The sequence below is a fragment of the Streptomyces silaceus genome (assembly GCF_001419745.1).
GTDB classification, from domain to species: Bacteria; Actinomycetota; Actinomycetes; order Streptomycetales; family Streptomycetaceae; genus Streptomyces; species Streptomyces silaceus.
Window position 1 is genome coordinate 1 of sequence record NZ_LIRJ01000391.1, and the last position, 19,402, is coordinate 19,402.

14 protein-coding genes are annotated in these 19,402 nt (G+C 72.1%); 8 read left to right on the top strand and 6 right to left on the bottom strand.

Annotated features, from left to right (window positions below):
• The coding region (locus AOK22_RS30995) for a hypothetical protein (protein WP_107102076.1) at positions 1-780 on the top strand (780 nt) is incomplete at its 5' end.
• A gap of 156 nt (positions 781-936) precedes the next feature.
• Here the strand turns inward: AOK22_RS30995 and AOK22_RS31000 are convergent.
• A complete protein-coding gene (locus AOK22_RS31000; RefSeq protein ID WP_055702040.1) occupies positions 937-1,521 on the bottom strand; it encodes a TetR/AcrR family transcriptional regulator in 585 nt (194 codons plus the stop codon).
• Positions 1,522-1,703: 182 nt separating this feature from the next.
• On the opposite strand from AOK22_RS31000, the gene AOK22_RS31005 reads away from it, so the two are divergent.
• Positions 1,704-2,540: a phosphatase PAP2 family protein gene (locus tag AOK22_RS31005; protein ID WP_079036932.1), complete on the top strand. Its 837-nt coding sequence runs from the start codon at positions 1,704-1,706 to the stop codon at positions 2,538-2,540.
• A complete protein-coding gene (locus AOK22_RS31010; protein WP_167357902.1) occupies positions 2,537-3,475 on the top strand; it encodes a DMT family transporter in 939 nt (312 codons plus the stop codon). Before AOK22_RS31005 ends, AOK22_RS31010 begins: the two co-directional genes overlap by 4 nt.
• A 69-nt stretch (positions 3,476-3,544) precedes the next feature.
• On the opposite strand, the gene AOK22_RS31015 is transcribed toward AOK22_RS31010, so the two are convergent.
• The 3 genes from AOK22_RS31015 to AOK22_RS31025 form a co-directional block, all read right to left on the bottom strand.
• Positions 3,545-4,504, bottom strand: coding sequence for an LURP-one-related family protein (locus tag AOK22_RS31015; RefSeq protein ID WP_055702049.1), 960 nt, complete (start codon positions 4,502-4,504; stop codon positions 3,545-3,547).
• 88 nt (positions 4,505-4,592) lie between these two features.
• A complete protein-coding gene (valS, locus tag AOK22_RS31020; RefSeq protein WP_055702041.1) occupies positions 4,593-7,145 on the bottom strand; it encodes a valine--tRNA ligase in 2,553 nt (850 codons plus the stop codon).
• Positions 7,146-7,261: 116 nt separating this feature from the next.
• Complete coding sequence (locus AOK22_RS31025; protein WP_055702042.1) at positions 7,262-9,319, bottom strand: phosphocholine-specific phospholipase C; 2,058 nt, start codon at positions 9,317-9,319, stop codon at positions 7,262-7,264.
• Between the two features lie 509 nt (positions 9,320-9,828).
• Between AOK22_RS31025 and mgtA the strand changes: the two genes are divergently transcribed.
• From mgtA to AOK22_RS41610, 4 genes are read left to right on the top strand one after another with little or no spacing between them, the layout of a single operon-like run.
• Positions 9,829-12,558 carry a magnesium-translocating P-type ATPase gene (gene mgtA, locus AOK22_RS31030; RefSeq protein WP_079036933.1) on the top strand — a complete coding sequence of 910 codons (2,730 nt, stop codon included), beginning with the start codon at positions 9,829-9,831 and terminating at the stop codon, positions 12,556-12,558.
• A gap of 35 nt (positions 12,559-12,593) precedes the next feature.
• Complete coding sequence (locus tag AOK22_RS31035; protein WP_055702043.1) at positions 12,594-13,796, top strand: serine hydrolase; 1,203 nt, start codon at positions 12,594-12,596, stop codon at positions 13,794-13,796.
• A 23-nt stretch (positions 13,797-13,819) separates the two neighbouring features.
• Positions 13,820-14,368: a DinB family protein gene (locus AOK22_RS31040; protein WP_079036934.1), complete on the top strand. Its 549-nt coding sequence runs from the start codon at positions 13,820-13,822 to the stop codon at positions 14,366-14,368.
• The gene (locus tag AOK22_RS41610) at positions 14,365-15,012 is read left to right on the top strand and encodes a TetR/AcrR family transcriptional regulator (RefSeq protein ID WP_055702044.1); all 648 of its coding nucleotides are present in this window, start codon (positions 14,365-14,367) and stop codon (positions 15,010-15,012) included. Before AOK22_RS31040 ends, AOK22_RS41610 begins: the two co-directional genes overlap by 4 nt.
• Here the strand turns inward: AOK22_RS41610 and AOK22_RS31050 are convergent.
• Positions 15,002-15,481 carry an SAM-dependent methyltransferase gene (locus tag AOK22_RS31050; RefSeq protein ID WP_341845623.1) on the bottom strand — a complete coding sequence of 160 codons (480 nt, stop codon included), beginning with the start codon at positions 15,479-15,481 and terminating at the stop codon, positions 15,002-15,004. The genes AOK22_RS41610 and AOK22_RS31050 overlap by 11 nt on opposite strands.
• Before the next feature lie 66 nt (positions 15,482-15,547).
• Positions 15,548-18,118 (bottom strand): beta-glucosidase family protein, encoded by a 2,571-nt coding sequence (locus tag AOK22_RS31055; protein WP_055702045.1) that lies wholly within the window; start codon positions 18,116-18,118, stop codon positions 15,548-15,550.
• 294 nt (positions 18,119-18,412) lie between these two features.
• Between AOK22_RS31055 and AOK22_RS31060 the strand changes: the two genes are divergently transcribed.
• Entirely contained in the window at positions 18,413-19,336 is a 924-nt protein-coding gene (locus tag AOK22_RS31060) for an NADP-dependent oxidoreductase (protein ID WP_055702046.1), read from the top strand.
• Positions 19,337-19,402: the final 66 nt, after the last annotated feature.

A 19,402-nucleotide genomic window follows, 5' to 3' on the forward strand; every position in this document is an offset into this window, starting at 1 on the left:
GCCCCCGCCCCCCGGCGCAAGCTGCGCATCGCGATAGCCACCGGCGTGGTCCTCGTCGTCCTCGCGGGGATAGGCGGCGGCGTGTACGCGCTGACCGCGGACGGCGACGGGGGCGACGGCGGTTCCGCGGGCAAGGAGCCGTCGGCCGGCGGGCCGCGCGACCCGGGCACCCCCGGTCCCCGTGAGCCCCGGGCACCCCAGTCGCCGGGCGCCCCCGAGGGCCCGGGAGCCCCGGGGCAGGAGGAGGGCTTCGCCAGTGACGCGGTGAACGGCATCAGGATTCCTGTGCCGGACGGCTGGCAGGGCGGGCCCACGCAGAAGGGCGCCGGCGTGCAGACGGCCCCGATCCCGTGCCCGGGGAACGAGAAGGAGCAGTGCACGCGAGGCAGCGCGTACTCGCAGTCCGCGAAGGAGCTGGACCTCGACGGCAAGACGCCCGAGGAGGCCGCGAAGGCGGACATCAAGAAGAACGCCGAGGAGGGGTACGGCGGCAAGACCTACGGCAAGATCACCTCGCACAAGGTGCTGGCCTCGAAGTCGATCACCGTGGCGGGCCAGAAGGGCTACTACGTCCGCTGGAAGGCCGTCACGGAGAAGAGCGACGACGGCTACGTCGAGTCGCTCGCCTTCCCCTCCCCCGCGGACACGTCGAAGCTCGTCATCGTCCGGATGGGCATCGACGTCAACGACAAGGCGCCCGCACCGTCGTACATGGACCGGATCGCCAAGGGGATCAAGGCGGGTCCGGCCGGCGGGGGCGGCAACGGACAGGACGTCTGAGAACGACGCCCGAGGCCGTACGCGGCAAAGGACCGGGCGGGGTTCCTCGCCGCTCTGGAGGAACCCCGCCCGGCCCGGGGATGCGCGCCGCCCCCGTCCCCACGGTGCGGCGCGGGCAGGTCCGGGTCCCGTCATCCAACGGACCCGGGCCCACGATCAGGTGAGGCCGAGTGCGGGTAGCACACAGGCCTCGACGAAACGGGTCAGGTAGTCCCCGTCGGCGTGCGCGCCCTCGAGGACGGGTCTGGCCCGCACCACGCCGAACAGCTGCACCGTGACGAACTCCGTCGCCGGGTGCCCCTCGGCGATCTCACCGCGCTCGACGCCGCGCCGCATGATCGCGGCCATCGCCTGGAGCTCCGGCTCGACCAGCGTCTCACGCAGCACCCGCCGCAGGTCCTCGTCCTGCAGAACCGCGTGGCTGAGCGCCTGGACCAGCATCGTGTCCCGGTCGGACTCATGGCCCGCGGCGCGGGCCGCCTCGCGCAGGTCACCGGCGAGGCTGCCGGTGTCGATGCCGGCGAACCGCACGCACCGGTTGGCGCGCAGCGCCGCGGCCACGAACTGGGGCTTGGTCTTCCACTGACGGTAGAGCGTCGACTTGCTGCACCGGGTGCGGGCGGCCACGCCCTCCATGGTCAGGGCCTCGTAGCCGCACTCGCGGAGCTGGTCGAGGACGGCGTCGTAGAACTCCTGCTCGCGCTCGGGCGTGATCTTCGAGCGGTTCGACGTCGACGTCATGGCTCTTCCCCTCGGTCCGGCGGCGATCGGCTCGATCGGCCCCTAGCGATACGCCAGTGTACCGGTACGCTCCCGTATCGGTACACTGGCGTATCGATGAGTGGGGCGATCCCCCGCTCGACGAGTGGGGCGTTACCCGCTCGACACCGCACCACCCAGTCATCACGCAAAGGGGCCGGGGGATGGAATCCCGAACCGAGCCTGCCGAACGGGAGCCGGACATAACCGTCCGGGAGCCGGACGCGACCGCCGTCCGGAAGCCGGACACATCTGCCCGACCGCCCCTCGTCCGCGAGCTCCTCCTCGTCGTAGGACTCTTCCTCGTCTACAAGTTCGGCAGGCAGCTCGCCAACGGCCACACCGCCGAGGCCTTCCACAACGCGCACCGCGTGTGGGACGCCGAGCGCGCACTGCGCCTGCCCGGCGAGGGAGCCGTCCAGGACGCGCTGCTGAGCAGCGACACGCTGATCCACGTCGCGAACACCTATTACGCGACCGTGCACTTCCCCGCGACGCTGCTGTTCCTGGTCTGGCTCTATCTGCGCAGGCCCCGGCACTACGTCTGGACGCGGCGGGTGCTCGCCGCGCTGACCGGGGCCGCGCTCGTGCTGCACCTCGGCTTCCCGCTCGCGCCGCCGCGGATGCTGGACGCCGCGCACCTGGTGGACACCGCGCAGGTGTACGGGCCCTCGGTGTACGCCGCCGAGCCCGCGACCGACACCATGGCGAACCAGTTCGCCGCCATGCCCTCGCTGCACTTCGGCTGGGCGCTGATGCTCGCCGTCGGCATGATCGTCGCGACCTCGTCGCGGTGGCGCTGGCTGTGGCTGCTGCATCCGCTGGTCACCCTGCTCGTGGTGGTCGGCACCGCCAACCACTACTGGCTCGACGCGATCGCGGCGACCGCGCTGCTCGGCATCGCGCTCGCGGTGATCCGGCTGCCGCGCCCCGGGCGCTCCACGGTCGTGCGCCGCTCCGCGCCCGCGCCCGAACTCGCCACCTCGGGGGCCGGCCGGTGAGCGCCACCCTCCTCGCCGTCGCGCTCTCGCTCGTCTCCGCCGCCGCGTACGCCGCGGCCGCGGTGGCACAGGAACGGCTCGCCTCGCGTGTCGCCGAGGGCGAGAGCGGGGCGCTCCGGATGCTCGGCAGCGGGGCCTGGTGGGCCTCCGTCGGGCTCAACGCGTCCGCGGCGCTGCTGCACGTGGCGGCCCTGAAGTACGGCCCCCTCACCCTGGTCCAGCCGCTCGGCGCGCTCACCCTGGTCGCCGCCGTGCCGCTCGGCGCGCGGCTCGCGGGGCGCCGGGTCACGCGCCTGGAGTGGCGCGGCACCGGGCTCACGCTCATCGGCCTCGGCGCGCTGCTCCTCACCGCCTCCGGGCCCGCCCCTGACGACACCCTGACGGTGCCGGAGGCGCTCGTGGTGGCCGCCGCGACCATGGCGGTCATCGGTGTGCTCTCGCGGCCCGGCACCCGGCCGGGGCTGCGGCACGCCACCGCGTCCGGGTTCGCCTCCGGGGTCGCGTCGGCGCTCACGCAGACCGTGACGGTCGCCGTCACCGACCGCTCGGGCCCGCTGCTCAGCCCGCAGGTGGTGATCGTGGCGCTGCTCGTCGCCGCGTTCGCCGCCGGTGGCCTGCTGCTCTCGCAGACCGCCTACCGCGGCGGCCTCGGCGCGCCGCTCGCCGTGGTGACCCTGGCCAACCCCGTGGCGGCCTCGGTCATCGGTGTGGCCCTGCTCGGCGAGCGCCTCCAGGGCGGCGTCGGCGGGATCCTCCTGGCGGTGGCGGGCGCGGCGGTGGCGGCGTACGGGGTGGTCGTGCTGACGCGGTCTCCGCGTGACACGACGGTCGGGCCCGCGGGCGACTTCCTGCCCTCGATCCCCGGCCGGCCGGTGCCGCCCGAAGGAGCGCCGGGAACGGCGCGCCCCGCGGCATCAGGCCTGCAGAGCGTCTGAGAGGGCCAACGCAACGGCGCCGGTCGCTTCCCCGCGGGGAAGCGACCGGCGCCGTTGTCGCAGGAACGTTTACCCCAAGCCCCGCGCGTCCTGCTTGAGCGCCGTGTCCACGGTGAGCGCCGTCGCGACGACGAGGCTCAGGAGCGGGTCGGGCAGCTGGTAGTGGATCTGCAGGACGTAGTTGTCCGCGGTGGTGAACATCGTCTTCGCGAGACCTTCCCAGGTCTTCGTGATCCGGGCGACCTCGTTGTCCGCGTGGTCGACGATCGCGAAGTTCCAGGCCCGCCAGTTCTCCGCCTTGATGGCGCCGACCTGCTGGCCGTTGGCCATCATCGCGAAGTTGATCTTCCCGATCATGTTCTGCTGGACGATCTCGCCGACCGGCCGGCCGTCCGGGCGCTCGACGATCACCCGCGACTTCATGAACTTGCGGGGGCGCGTGAGCACCAGCTGCGGCTGGCCGTACGCGTCACGGATCTCCAGCTTGTGCGTCATGAACTGGTCGACGCTGGCGACGAAACGCGCGACCTTCTTCAGCGTGCTCTGGCCGATCTGGACGACCGAGCCGAGCGCGTTGCCCGACTGGTCCATGACGCTGTACTCGTTCGTGAGCTCGATCAGTTTGGCCTTCTGGTTCACGACCAGGACCGGCTCGGTGAACAGCGTGCCGCCGCCCTGCGCGGCCGGCGCGACGCCCGCCTGCTGCTGCACCTGGCGCTGCACCTTCGCGGGATCGGCCATCGGCGGGGCCTGCTGCGGCTGCGCGTGGGGCTGGGCCTGGGGCTGACCGAACTGCCCCTGCAGCGCATGGCCCTGCGGCCCGCCGAACCCGCCCTGCTGCTGAGCGGGCGGGGCCTGCGGGGCCTGCGCCTGCTGCGGGACCTGCTGGGCCTGGGCCTGGGCGGCCTGGCCCTGCGGGTCCGGGCTGGTGTGCTCCGTCCATTGGGAGCCGTCCCACCAGCGCAGCAGCTGGGGCGCGCCGTGCGGGTCCGAGTACCAACCTGCAGGAGTGTTCGAATGCGTTGTCACCCGGGTGACCCTACCGTCCGGGTACGGCCGGTTCGCCACCCCTTTCGCAGGGTGTGACGTCCGACTCATCCCGCCCGGCAAGCCCCCCTCAGAACGCCACCTCCACTCGGAGATGGCCCTCCGCCTCCCGCAGCTCCACGGCCCCGATCCGGCCCGCCGCCCGCAGATCCCCCTCCGCCACCGCGAAGCGGTCCAGGGCCGCGCGCTCCGCTGTGACCGTCGCCTTCGCGACCTCCGCCCGCATCGAGAGCCGCGCCTGCGACTTCGCCCGGCGGACCGCCGCGATGGCCTCCGACGCCGTGGCGAGGACCTCCGGATCGCCCGCGTGCTCCCGCAGACCGGCCGCGTCCGGCCAGGCGGCGCGGTGGACCGACCCCACGCGCCACCACGACCAGACCTCCTCGGTGACGAACGGCAGGACCGGCGCGAAGAGCCGCAGCTGCGCGTCGAGCGCGGCGCGCAGCGTCGCCCGCGCGGACCGGGCCGCGGCCGCGTCGCCGTGGTCGCCGTACGCGCGGGCCTTGACCAGTTCGACGTAGTCGTCGCAGAAGCGCCAGAAGAACTGCTCCGTGCGCTCCAGGGCGCGGGCGTAGTCGAAGGCGTCGAACGCCGCGGTCGCCTCCTCGACGGTGGCCGCCAGCGCGGCGAGCAGCGCGCGGTCGAGGGGATCGGTGGCGGTGGCCGCCTCGTCGACGTCGCCCAGGCTCAGGACGAACGTGCCGACGTTCAGCAGCTTCATGGCGAGCCGGCGGCCGATCTTCATCTGGCCGACGTCGAACGCCGTGTCCGTGCCGGGGCGGCCGCTCGCCGCCCAGTAGCGCACGGCGTCGGAGCCGTGCTGGGCGAGGAGGTGGTCCGGGGTGACGGCGTTCCCCTTGGACTTCGCCATCTTCTTGCGGTCGGGGTCGAGGATCCAGCCCGAGATCGCCGCGTGCCGCCAGGGCAGCGTGCCGTGCCCGGTGTGGGCGCGGACGACCGTGGAGAACAGCCAGGTGCGGATGATCTCGTGGGCCTGGGGGCGCAGGTCCATGGGGAAGACCCGCGCGAACAGGTCGGGATCCGTCAGCCACTTGCCCGCGATCTGCGGGGTGAGCGAGGACGTCGCCCAGGTGTCCATGACGTCCGGGTCGCCGATGAAGCCGTGCGGCTCGCCGCGCTGTCCGGCCGCGTAGCCGGGCGGGGTCTCCGCGCTCGGGTCGACGGGCAGCGCGGCGCGGTCGGGGACGATCGGGTGGTCGTAGTCGGGCTGTCCCGCGGCGTCGAGCGGATACCAGACGGGGATCGGCACGCCGAAGAAGCGCTGACGGCTGATCAGCCAGTCGCCGTTGAGCCCGCCGACCCAGTTCTCGTAGCGGACCAGCATGTGCGGCGGATGCCAGGTCAGTTCGGCTCCCCGGCCCAGGAGTCGGTCACGCAGTTCCGGGTCCCGGCCGCCGTTGCGGAGGTACCACTGGCGGGTGGTGACGATCTCCAGGGGCTTGTCGCCCTTCTCGAAGAACTTCACCGCGTGCGTGACGGCGCGCGGCTCGTCCACGAGGTCGCGGCTCTCGCGGAGCAGCCCGACGATGCGCTCCCGGGCGGTGTGCGCGGTGGCGCCCGCCAGTCGCCCGTACGCCGCGACGGCCTCCGGCGACGCGACGCCGGGCGGCGGATCGGCGAGGAAGCGGCCGTCCCAGCCGATGACGGGCCGGGTGGCGAGGCGCAGTTCGCGCCACCACGTGACGTCGGTGGTGTCGCCGAAGGTGCAGATCATCGCGAGGCCGGTGCCCTTGCCCGGCTGCGCGAGGGGGTGGGCGACGACGGGGACCTCGACGCCGAAGAGCGGGGTGCGGACCGTCTCGCCGAACAGGTCCTGGTAGCGCTCGTCCTCCGGGTGGGCGACCAACGCGACGCAGGCGGGCAGGAGTTCGGGCCGGGTGGTCTCGATCAGGACGGCGCGGCCGTTCGCGGTCCGGAAGCGGAGCTTGTGGTACGCCGCGGGCCGCTCCCTGTCCTCCAGTTCGGCCTGGGCGACCGCCGTGCGGAACGTGACGTCCCACAGCGTCGGCGCCTCGGCGACGTAGGCCTCGCCGCGCGCGAGGTTGTCGAGGAAGGCGAGCTGCGAGGTGGCGCGGGCGTCCGCGTCGATCGTCTGGTACGTGTGCGACCAGTCGACGGACAGGCCGAGGTGGCGCCAGAGCGCCTCGAAGGCCTTCTCGTCCTCGACGGTGAGCCGCTCGCACAGCTCGATGAAGTTCCGCCGGGAGATCGGCAGTTGGCGCTTGCCGGGCTTCTCGGGCGGGGTGAAGCCGGGGTCGTACGGAAGGGCGGGGTCGCAGCGGACGCCGAAGTGGTTCTGGACGCGGCGCTCGGTCGGCAGGCCGTTGTCGTCCCATCCCATGGGATAGAAGACTTCCTTGCCGCGCATGCGCTGGTAGCGGGCGACGGTGTCGGTGTGGGTGTACGAGAAGACGTGGCCGACGTGGAGCGAGCCGCTGACCGTGGGCGGCGGGGTGTCGATGGAGAAGACCTCGTCCCGCGTCCGGCTGCGGTCGAATGCGAATACGCCCGACTCGTCCCAGCGCCGCGACCACTTCTCTTCCAGCCCGTCGAGGGCGGGCTTGTCGGGGACCCCGGAGGGACGGGGGGAGGTATTCGTCATGCCCCCGGATGCTATCCGCGACGCGGGGCGACGGCCCTCCATTTTGTCCGGCGCCGGGGCCCGGGACCATCCCGTTCGGGGTCCCGGAGCGTGCCGCTCCGGGACCCCGGCCGGACTCAGCCCGTGGCGATCGCCGGGTCGCTGACGCCCGCCTGGCCGTTCTCCACGTGACCCGCGAGGCGCCGCAGGAAGCCCGCGTCGGCGTCGGACTTCACCGTCAGGTCGTACCAGCGCTTGGTGGCCCGCAGGTCGACGGTGTGCTCGACGGTGCCGCCGGCCTTGACCTTGAAGGTCTGCGCCGCGCCGCCGTAGGCGTTGGTGACCGTGAGGTTCACGTCGGCGGTGCCCGCGTTCTTCAGGGTCAGCCTGATGTTGCCCGTCGTGCCGTCGTGGCGGGCGACGACCTCGGGTCCGGCCTTCTTGCCGGGGCCCTTGAAGGTGCGCAGGAAGCCGTTCGGGCCGAACACCGACAGGTCGTACACGTCCTTGGAGTACGCCGAGTTCCAGGTGTCCGCGATCGACTTGCCCGCCTCGGTGGTGTACGTCCAGGGGCCGTCCGTGCGGTTGGCGGAGCGCACGTGGAAGCAGACGCCCGCCTTGTCGCCGCCGCTGAAAGTCAGCGTGAACTTGCCCGCGGCCGCGTCCGCGGCGCCGTCCACCAGCGGGGCGTAGGGCAGGGCGCGGGTGGGCCGGGAGCCGGACTCCTGCTTGGGCAGCGCCGGGTTCGCGGGCGCCTTGGGCAGGTAGTCGGGGTGGCGCTCGTGGTCCGGCGGCTCATAGGCCGAGGTGTCGGGGAGCTCCGCCGGGTCGGTGTCCTTGCCGCCGAAGTCGAAGGCGGAGGTGAGGTCGCCGCAGATCGCCCGGCGCCACGGCGAGATGTTGGGCTCCTGGACGCCGAAACGCTTCTCCATGAACCGGATGATCGAGGTGTGGTCGAACACCTCGGAGTTCACGAAGCCACCGGTGCTCCACGGCGAGACCACGATCATCGGGACGCGCTGGCCGAGGCCGTAGTGGCCGGCCGCGTAGGAGATGCTGCCCGGGAAGTAGTCGAGCTTCGTGTCGACGGTGGACTTGCCCTGGTTGGCGTCCTTGGGGACGTACGGCGGGACGACGTGGTCGAAGTAGCCGTCGTTCTCGTCGTAGGTGATGAACAGCGCGGTCTTCGCCCACACCGCGGGGTTGGAGGTGAGCGCGTCCAGGACCTGCGCGATGTACCAGGCGCCGTAGTTCACCGGCCAGTTGGGGTGCTCGCAGAACGCCTCGGGTGCGGCGATGTAGGAGACCTGCGGGAGCTTGTCCGCCTTGACGTCGGCCTTCAGGAGGTCGAAGTAGCCGTCGCCCGCCTTGGCGTTGGTGCCGGTGCGGGCCTTGTCGTAGAGCGGGTCGCCGGGCTTGGCGTTGCGGTACTTGTTGAAGTACAGCAGCGAGTTGTCGCCGTAGTTGCCGCGGTACGCGTCGTCGATCCAGCCCCAGTGCCCGGCCGCGTCCAGGCCGTCACCGATGTCCTGGTACACCTTCCAGGAGACGCCCGCCTGCTCCAGGCGCTCCGCGTACGTCGTCCAGTCGTACCCCGCCTCCTGGTTGCCGAGCACCGGGCCGCCGCCCTTGCCGTCGTTGCCGACGCCGCCGCTCAGCATGTAGTAGCGGTTGGGGTCGGTGGCGCCCATGAAGGAGCAGTGGTAGTCGTCGCAGACCGTGAAGGCGTCGGCGAGGGCGTAGTGGAAAGGAATGTCGTTCCGCTCCAGATAAGCCATCGTGCGCTCGGACTTCGCGGGGATCCACTGGTCGTACGCGCCGTTGTTGAACGCCTTGTGGCCGCCGGCCCAGTCGTGGTCGAGGCCCGCGATGAACTGCATGCCGAGGTCCTCGGCGTCCGGGTGGAACGGCAGGATCTCCTTGCCGCCACTCGGCTGGTTCCAGACCGGCTTGCCGTTCGGCAGCGTGACCGGGCGCGGGTCGCCGAAGCCGCGGACGCCCTTCAGCTTCCCGAAGTAGTGGTCGAAGGAGCGGTTCTCCTGCATCAGCACGACGACGTGCTCGACGTCCTTGATCGTGCCGGTGGCGCGCCGGGCCGGGAGCGAGGCGGCGCGGGCGATGCTCTGGTTGAGCATGGCGAACGTCGCGGTGCCACCGGCCAGCTGCATGAAGCGGCGCCGATTGAGTTCAGGCATGAGTATTCCGACCTCGTGTTTTGTGGGGGACGCGAGCGGGGTGAAGTGTGCCAAGGGGAGCAAGCGATACGGAAGAGCCTGTGACGGGCGTGTGAAGAGAAGTCCAACCCCTGATGGGCAGGACACAAGTCCCGGACTTTTCGGGACCAAAGTCCCACATTTGACATAGGGGAACGCACGTGACTCACTTGGCCGTGCACCGTTCTGAGGTGCGTTCTTCTCCGTCCCGCGAGTGCAAGGAGGTGTTCGGGATGAGTCCCGAAGGAAGTCCTTGCGTCAGCGGTGACCTTTTCTGATCCGGCGTTCCGCCGCTCCTGAGCCGGCGTACGGCCGCGTCTGAGGCCGCTTTCCGCAGCCGTTCCCCTTGTCTCCGCGGTGCCACCGGCGCCGCGCCGCCCCCGTGTGCCGACGGCCGTACGCCGTGGGTGCTCCCGGGGATTTTCACACCACTTTCACGTCCTCGTGCACGGGTCTGCTTCGTCATGCCCCCGCACGGAGGGAGGTCTGCCATGAACAAGCTGATTCCCCAGGTACGCCTGGCCCCGCCAGGCGAGAACCCCCGCACCACCCCCCGAACCCGCAAGGCCGCCGAGCTGGATGCCCGCACCCGTGAAGTCGGCGCGAAGCTCGCCGGTTTCAGCGCGCGGCCCGCCCGCGACGTGCTGCGCGCCCTCAACTCCTCCCCCCGCGGCCTGCGTCAGGACCAGGTCCTCGAGCGCGTCGAGCGCCACGGCCCCAACACCGTCGCCCATGAGCGCGTCCCGCACTGGACGGCCCAGCTCGCGAAGTCCTTCTGGAACCCCTTCATCGGCGTGCTCGTCGTCCTCGCCGCCGTCATGTACTGGCAGGACCCCGCCGACCCCGGCGTCTACATCCTCACCTCGATGGTGCTGATCAGCGGGCTGCTGCGGTTCTGGCAGGAGTTCCGCTCCGCCCGCTCCGCCGAGGCGCTCAAGGCGCTGGTCACCACCTCGTGCGCGGTGCAGCGGCGCTGGGGCGAGCAGCCCGGCACCGAAGAGATCCCGATGGAGCAGGTCGTCCCCGGCGACCTGGTCAGGCTCGCCGCAGGCGACATGGTCCCCGCCGATCTGCGGCTGCTCACCGCCAAGGACCTGATGGTCAGCCAGGCCGCCCTGTCCGGCGAGTCGCTGCCGGTCGCCAAGGCCGACACCCGCGCCCACGACCTGGGCCAGCAGACCACCACGGACCCCGTCGAGGCGGACAACCTCTGCCTGATGGGTACGTCGGTGACCTCCGGCACGGCGACCGGCGTGGTCGTCGCGACGGGCGCCCACACGTACTTCGGCTCGATGGCCGGCGCGCTGTCCGGCGAGCGTCCGCAGACCGCCTTCGACCTCGGCGTGCGCCGGGTCAGCTTCCTGCTGATCCGCTTCATGCTGGTGATGGTGCCGGTGGTCTTCGCGATCAACGGCTTCACCAAGGGCGACTGGGACCAGGCACTGCTGTTCTCGATCTCCGTGGCGGTCGGGCTGACGCCCGAGATGCTGCCGATGGTGGTCTCGGCGAACCTGGCGCGCGGCGCCGTGGCGATGTCGCGGCACAAGGTCGTCGTCAAGCAGCTCAACGCGATCCAGAACCTCGGCGCGATGGACGTGCTGTGCACCGACAAGACGGGCACCCTCACCGAGGACCGCATCGTCCTGGACCGCTACCTCGACACGCGCGGCGAGGCGGACCGCGAGGTCCTGGAGTACGCCTACCTCAACGCCCACTTCCAGACCGGGCTGCGCAACCTCATGGACCAGGCGGTCATCGACCGCGTGGACGAGGCCGAGGAGGTTGTCGTCGATCACCTCTTCACGATGGTCGACGAGATCCCCTTCGACTTCGCCCGCCGCAGGATGTCCGTGGTCCTGCGCCGCAACGAGCTCCCGGGCCCGGCCCCGGAGCACACGCTCATCACCAAGGGCGCGGTCGAGGAGGTCCTCGACCGGTGCGGCCACATGATGGACCGCGGTGAGCGCGTCGAGCTCACCGGGCGGCTGCGCGCCCATGTCACCGCCCTCAGCGAGCGCCACAACCGGGAGGGCCTGCGCGTCCTCGCGGTGGCGACCCGTACGTTCCCCGCCGAGCGGGACGGCGAGGAGCGGCAGACGTACTCCGTGGCGGACGAGAGCGGGCTCACCCTCGTCGGGTTCCTCGCCTTCCTCGACCCGCCGAAGCGGGACGCCGCCGACGCGCTGCGCGCGCTCGCCGAGAACGGCGTCGCGGTCAAGGTGGTCACCGGCGACAACGAACTGGTCGCCGCGCGCGTGTGCGCCGATGTCGGCCTGGACGCGAGCGAGCTGGTCACCGGTGCCGAGATCGACGGGATCGACGACGTCGAGCTGATCGAACTCGCCCGCGGGACCACGGTGTTCGCGAAGGTCAACCCCGTCCAGAAGGCGCGGATCGTGCGGGCCCTGAAGGCCGACGGCCACACGGTCGGCTTCCTCGGGGACGGCATCAACGACGCGGCGGCGCTGCGCGAGGCCGACGTGGGCGTGTCCGTCGACACGGCCGTGGACATCGCCAAGGAGTCCGCGGACATCATCCTGCTGGAGAAGGACCTGATGGTCCTGGAGCGCGGCGTACTGATGGGACGTCAGACCTTCGGCAATACCATCAAGTACATCAAGATGACGGCGTCGTCGAACTTCGGCAATGTCTTCTCCGTGCTGGTGGCCTCGGCGTTCATCCCCTTCCAGCCGATGCTCGCCATCCACCTCCTGGTGCAGAACCTCTGCTACGACATCAGCCAGCTGGCGATCCCGTGGGACCGCATGGACGAGGAGTACCTGAAGAAGCCGCGTACCTGGGACGCGAAGGGCATCGGCCGGTTCATGGTCCGGATCGGCCCGATCAGCTCGGTCTTCGACATCAGCACCTTCCTGGTGATGTGGTACGTCTTCCAGGCCGACTCGCCCGCACAGCAGACCCTGTTCCAGACGGGCTGGTTCGTGGAGGGACTGCTGTCCCAGACCCTGATCGTCCACATGATCCGTACGCGGAAGATCCCGTTCATCCAGTCCCGCGCGTCGCTGCCGGTACTGGTGATGACCGGCGCGGTGATGGTGTTCGGCCTGTGGCTGCCGTTCTCGCCGCTGGCGTCCGCGCTGTCGATGCAGCCGCTGCCGATGAGCTACTTCCCGTGGCTGATCGGGACGCTGCTCGCGTACTGCGCGCTCACCCAGGTGGTGAAGGGCTGGTACGTACGGCGCTACCACAGCTGGCTGTGACGCGGGGCTTGCAAAGGTAGGTGCCGTGGGCAACCATGCGCGACATGACTGTGCGCGTCCACGGCACCTGCGCCCCCGGATTCGAGGAAGTGCGCGAGGAGTTCGAGCGGAACTTCACCGAGCGCGGTGAGCTCGGCGCGGCCGTCGCGGTCACGGTCGGCGGCGAGTTCGTCGTCGACCTGTGGGGCGGCGACGCCGACCGGACCGGCACGCGCCCCTGGGAGCGCGACACGCTGGTGCACGTCTACTCCACCACCAAGGGGATGACGTCGCTCTGCGCCCATCTGCTCGTCCAGAGCGGGGTGCTGGACCTGGACGCGCCGGTCGCGCGGTACTGGCCCGAGTTCGCTCGGGCGGGCAAGGCCGACATCCCGGTGCGCTGGCTGCTCAGCCACCGCTCCGGGCTGATCGCGCCGGGCGAGCCGCTGGGCCAGGGCGCGGTCCTCGACTGGGAGAAGGTGACCGAGGCGCTGGCGGCGTCGCGGCCGTGGTGGCGGCCCGGCACCGCGCAGGCCTATCACGCGGTGACGTTCGGCTTCCTGGTCGGCGAGGTCGTGCGGCGCGTCACCGGGGTCCCGCTCGGGACGTTCCTGCGCACCGAGGTGACCGAACCCCTGGGCGCCGACGTGTTCGTGGGCACCCCCGAGAGCGAGCACGGGCGGTGCGCGGACATCGCTCCCCCGCTCACGGCCGGGGACGCTCCCCCGCGCCGGCCGTTCGGCGAGGCACCCGATCCGCCGGTCGGCGGCATCGACGAGCACCCGATGGCGCCGGTCACGCTGGCCCTGCGGTATCTGCCGCTCGGCGACGTGAACGGCGCGGCCTACCGCAGCGCGGAGGTCCCCGCGGCCAACGGCCACGCCACCGCGCGCGGACTCGCCGCCGTGTACGCGGAGTTGGCGTGCGGCAGACTCCTGTCCGCCGAGACGGTGGACCGGCTGCGCACCCCGCAGAGCGGGCCCGACGAGCCGGACCTGATGCTGGCGGCGGGCACGCCGCTCGCGCGGTCGTGGCAGTGGGGCGTCGGCTACATGCTCAACCAGTTCGGGCAGGCGGGCCCCAACCCGCGGGCGTTCGGGCACGGCGGCGTCGGCGGCTCCTACGCGTTCGCCGACCCGGAGAACGGCGTCGGTTACGCGTACACGATGAACCGCATGGGCTCCGGGACCTCGGGCGAGGACCTGCGCAGCGTCCATCTGGTGGGCGCGCTGTACCGGGGGCTGCGCGACCACGGCTGAGCGCGGGCCCCGATGATGGGGGCATGACCTCACGCAGAAGAGCGGCCTTCTTCACCGGCGAAGAGAACGACCCCCGCTACATCACGGACACCACCGGCGACGAACGCGCCATGCTCGTCACCTTCCTCCGCTCCCAGCGCGCGACCCTGGAGCTCAAGTGCTCGGGTCTGGAGGGGGAGTTGGACCAGCGCTCGGTGGCGCCGTCCGCGCTCTCGCTGCTCGGACTGGTGCGTCACCTCACCGACGTCGAGCGCCGCTGGTTCCGCGAGGACATGGCCGGTGAGGACGCGCCGCCCCTGTACGCCACGCCGGACAACCCCGACCAGGACTTCGACGGCGCGCTCGCGGAGCCCGGGGCCGTCGCGGCGGCCTGGGCGGCGTGGCGCGCGGAGGTGGAGTTCGCGGAGAAGTTCGTCGAGGAGGCCGCCGACCTGGACGTCGAGGGCGAGGACGCGTGGCTCGGCGCGGTCTCGCTGCGCTGGGTGCTCCTGCACATGGTCGAGGAGTACGCCCGGCACAACGGCCACGCGGATCTGATCCGGGAGCGGATCGACGGGTCGGTGGGGCTGTGACCCGGACGGCCGGGCGACGGTACGCCGCCGCCGACGCCCGCAGGGCCGCCATCGTCGAGGCGGCCCTGGCCCGCTTCGCGCAGGCGGGCTATCTCAACGCCTCGCTCGCGCGGATCGCCGCCGACGCGGGCACGTCGGCGCCGGTGGTCGTGCACCACTTCGGCTCGAAGGAGGGCCTGCTGACGGCGGTGCTCCAGGCCCGCGAGGAGCGTACGGCCGAGACGTTCGAGCCGCTGCGGGAGGCCGCGCGGGGCGACGACGTGCGCGCGCTCTTCCGCGCGCTCCTGGAGCTGGCGGCGTACAACCTCACCCAGCCGGGCCTGATCGAGCTCTACACCCGGCTGTCCGCCGAGGCCGGCGCCCCCGGCCACCCGGCCCACGCCTACTTCGCCGAGCGCTACGAACGCGTCGTGACCCTGCTCGCCGACGCCCTCACCGGCGCGCGGGACGCCGGCCACCTCCACGCCGACACCGACCCGCCGGCGGTGGCCAGGGAGATCCTCGCCGTCTCGGACGGCCTCCAGGTGCAGTGGGCGTTCGCGGCGGGCCGCCTGGACTTCGTGGGCCTGTACCGCGCCCACCTGGACCGGCTGGCCCGTGCGCTCACCGTGGACGGCACGGGCCTGGCCGGGCCTACGGCTTGAAGTACTCCGCCATCAACGGGCCGACCCATGCCGGCTGCTTCACGTCCACGGCCTGGAACTCCACCATCACCGGCTTCAGGTCGACGACCGGGGTGCCCGACACCGCGTCGAGGCCCACCACCGTCAGTTCCCGGCCCTGGACGGACTCGACGGCACAGCACGTCACCCCGATGCGGTTCGGCCGGCGGGGCCCGCGGTCGGCGAAGACGCCGACGGGCGGCAGGTCGGAACGGCCGCGGTAGGGACGGGGTTCGCGGTAGTCGTCCCGTTCCGGGAGCTGGTCGAAGAGGAAGAGGACCTCCACGTGGGAGAAGCCCTCGAGCCCCTGGAGACACGCCTCCCCGAACCGCTCGTCGACGGTGATCGTGCTGCGGACGGCGCCCAGTTGTCCGAGTGCTGGACGTCCGTCCGCTCGTTCTGGACCGTGCCTATCGGTGTGACCTCGAAGCGTGGCATGGCTCGGTTGTATCTCATCGGCTTGAACTGGTGTGCGTCATGGCGGGATTGGCGTGGGCCGAGCGCAGTGAGTTCCCCGTCAGCCGGCCGTCCCCCGCAGACGGATGTCCCGCGACGACGAGCCGACGTACACCCCGCGACTGCCCCGGGGACGGATCCAGCGGGCGTCGTCCGTGTCCCAGTACGACAGTCGGCGCTCGGCGACGCGCAGGGTGAGGCGGCGCGACCGGCCCGGGCGGAGGGTGACGCGGGTGAAGGCGGCGAGGGTGCGCACGGGCAGCTCCACGGGGGCGTGACGGGGCGGGCCCACGTAGACCTGGGGGACCTCCGCGCCGGTGCGGCGGCCCTTGTTGGTCACGGTGAACGACACCTCGTATCCCTGGCCCGCGCGGCGCACGGAGAGCGCGGAGTACGCGAACTCCGTGTAGGACAGGCCGTGCCCGAAGGGGAAGAGCGGCTCGGTGCCCGCCTTGTCGAAGCCTCGGTAGCCGGTGAAGATGCCCTCGGTGTACGTGACGGTCCGGTCCACGCCGTAGTAGCGCTCCGGGTGCGCGGGGTCGAGGGTGGGGTGGTCGGCCTCCTTCTCGGGCCAGGTCACGATGGACTTGCCGCTCGGGTTGGCGCGGCCGAGGAGCAGGTCGGCGGTGGACCAGCCGCCCTCCTGGCCGACGTAGCCGGCGTGCAGGACCGTGCCGACCGCGCGGCGCCAGGGCATCGTGACGGGGCCGCCGGTGTTGAGGACGACGACGGTGCGCGGGTTGGCGGCGGCGACCGCGGCGATCAGCTCGTCCTGATGGGCCGGGAGCGCGAGCGTGGTGAGGTCGCCGCTGCCGCCGAGCGCGCCGCCCTCGCCGTTGTACGCGAACACGACGGGGGTGTGGACGCGGCGGGCGAGGCGGGCCGCCGCCGCGATGTCGGCGGCGCGCCGCTCCGGGGTGACCCAGGCGAACCGCACCTGGACGGGGGCCCGTTCGACGACGGTGTCGTCCCAGCCCGTCGCCTTGACCACGAGGGCGTAGGACCGGCCCGCGGTGAGCTTCACCGGTGCCGCCCGGCCGTTGTCGAGGCCGTCCGTCGTGGGCACGACCGAGGACCACTTGCGCGTGAAGGCGTCCCGCACACCGGACGCCGTCGCCAGCTCCTCGCCGTCCAGGCTCAGGGAGACGGCGGCGCCCCAGCCCTGGATGTTCAGGGCGTACTCCCCCGTGGTGGGCGGGACGAAGGTGCCGGTCCACGTGACGGTCGTGCCGAGGGGCAGGGCACGGTCGCCGGTGAAGTCGACGTTCGCGTCGGTGCCGCCGCCCGCGCGGGCCAGGCCGCCGGGGAGCGTGGAGGCGGGCACGGCCGTTCCGGTGAGGTCGACGCCCACCGCGTACGCGATCTTCCGCCCGGTCGTGCGGCGCAGCGCGTCCAGGGGGCTGACCATGCGGTCCTCGAAGCCGTAGGCGCGCTCGCCGGAGACCGAGACGGCGACCTGGGCGGCGGTCGGGCCGATGAGCGCGAGGTCGCGCCGGGCCTCCGGGGAGAGCGGGAGTCCGCCGTCGTTGGCGAGGAGCACCGCGCCCTGGACGGCGACTTCGCGGGCCACGCGCGCGCCCGCCTCGACGTCGATCCTCTTCCGGGCGGGCACGCGGGTGCCGTCGAGCATGCCGAAGGCGTCGTAGCGGCCGAGGATGCGGGAGACGGCGGTGTCCAGGGCGGCGAGCGGGACGGCGCCGTCCTCGATCGCCTTCTTCAAGGGCGCCCCGAAGTGCGAGCCGTCCCACATCTGCATGTCGAGTCCGGCTTGGAGCGCGGCCGTGGAGTGGGTGGCGCCCCAGTCGGAGGTGACGAAGCCCTCGAAGCCGAGCTCGCCGCGCAGGAGGTCGGTCAGGACGGTGCGGTTCTCGCTGTTCCAGGGGCCGTTGAGGTGGTTGTACGCGGACATGACGGAGGCCACGCCCGCGCGGACGACGGCTTCGAAGGCCGGCAGGTACAGCTCGTGCAGGGTGCGGTCGTCGACGACGAAGTCGTAGGAGTTCTCCGGGTCCGCGCGGTCGAACTCGTGCAGCCGCTGGTTGTTGGCGAGGAAGTGCTTGGCCTGGGCGAGCATGCCCTGCGCCTGGACTCCCTCGACCTGGGCGGCCCCGATGACCGCGTTGAGGTAGGGGTCCTCGCCGGACTGGTCCTTGTTGCGGCTGAAGAACGGCGTGCGGGACAGCTCGATCTGCGGGGCGAGCAGCACGTCCTGGCCGAGGGTGCGGCCCTCGCGGCCCATCACCGCGCCGTACGCGCGGGCGAGTGCGGGGTTGAAGGCGGCGCCGAGCGTGGAGACGGGCGGGAGTCCGGTGGCGGAGCGGGCGACGTTGACGCCCGCGGGGCCGTCGGACAGGCGCAGTTCGGGGATGCCGAGGCGGGCGACGCCCGGGAGATAGCCGGCCTGGCCCAGTCTCCTGGGGTCGGTGGCGCCGTGCACGAGGCCGATCTTCTCGTCGAGGGTGAGGCGGGCGAGCAGCGTGCGGACGCGGGGCGTGGCCGCGGCGGGGGCTGCGGCGGGACCGGGGCTGCCCGGGGCGGCGGTGGCGAGCGGGGCCGCCGCCGCGACGAAGGCGAAGGCGGCCGCGGTGCCGCCCAGTTGCTTCAGAAGTTCACGGCGAGTGGTGGCGGGCATGGCGAAATGACCTCCAGGACACGGCTCTTGGACAGGCCGGACTGGCCGACGACGCCAAGAACCGAATGCGCCATCCGCTCCAGTGCGGGTGTACGGGGCCTGAGTGTTGATTGGTTGAACGATGAAGGTCAAGAGGTCGTCAGCCCAAAGTTTTCGACCTGTTCAATTTCTGACCGTGCGTTGCGGCCTCGTGAACACTCAGCCGCCCCGGGAATAGCCGGGCGATCATGGTGGTCGTCCCCTACGGAAGTCGGCACACGTCGAACGATCCGAGTGAGCGAGTGAGGGAGCACGATGCCCAAGGCGTACGCATTCACCGAACACGGCGGTCCCGAAGTGGAGGCCTTCCTCGATCTGCCCGAGCCGAGCCCGGGCCCCGGTGAGCTGCTCGTCGCGGTGCGCGCGGCGGGCGTCAACCCGGTCGACTGGAAGCTCCGGGAGGGCAAGCGGCGCCCAGGTCAGGGGCCGCTGACCGGCCCCGAGGTGCTGGGCAGCGAGGTCGCCGGCGTCGTGGCGCGGGTCGGGCCCGGCGTCGAGGGCTTCGCGGTCGGCGACCCCGTCTTCGGCAACCCCGTCACGGGCGGCTACGCCCAGTACACGCTGGTCCCCGCCTCGATCGCCGCGCACAAGCCGGACGCCCTCTCCTACGTCGACGCGGCCGCGCTGCCCGTCGCGGCGGCGACCGCGTACGACGGCGTGCGCCAGCTCGATCTGCCCGCCGGGTCGACCCTGCTGATCACCGGCGCGGGCGGGGGCGTCGGGGTGGCCGCCACGCAGATCGCCGTGCACTTCGGACTGCGCGTGATCGGCACGGCGAGCGCGGGCAAGAAGGAGTTCGTCGAGTCGCTCGGCGCCACCCATGTGCCGCGCGGCCCGCGCCTCGCGGAACGGATACGCGAAGCCGCGCCCGACGGCCGCGTCGACGCCGTCTTCGACCTGGTGGGCGGCGACGGCCTCGCGGAGGTCGCCGGGCTGCTCGCCGACCGCACGAAGCTGATCACGGCGGCGGCGAAGGAGACGGTGGCCGCGCTGGGCGGCGCCCCGGTCGCCCGCGCCCGCACGTCCGCGGTCCTCGACGAGGTGGCCCTGCTCGCCGTGGCCGGCGTGCTGCGCCCGCACGTGACGGCGACGTACCCCCTGGACCGCGCGGACGAGGCGCTGCGCGCGGTCGAGGACGGCCACACGCTCGGCAAGATCGTGATCGAGGTGGCCTCGTGACGGCCGGCGTCTCCGCCTCCGCGACGGACCCCCGGCACGCGGCGGCCCCCGTCCACGCCCCGCACC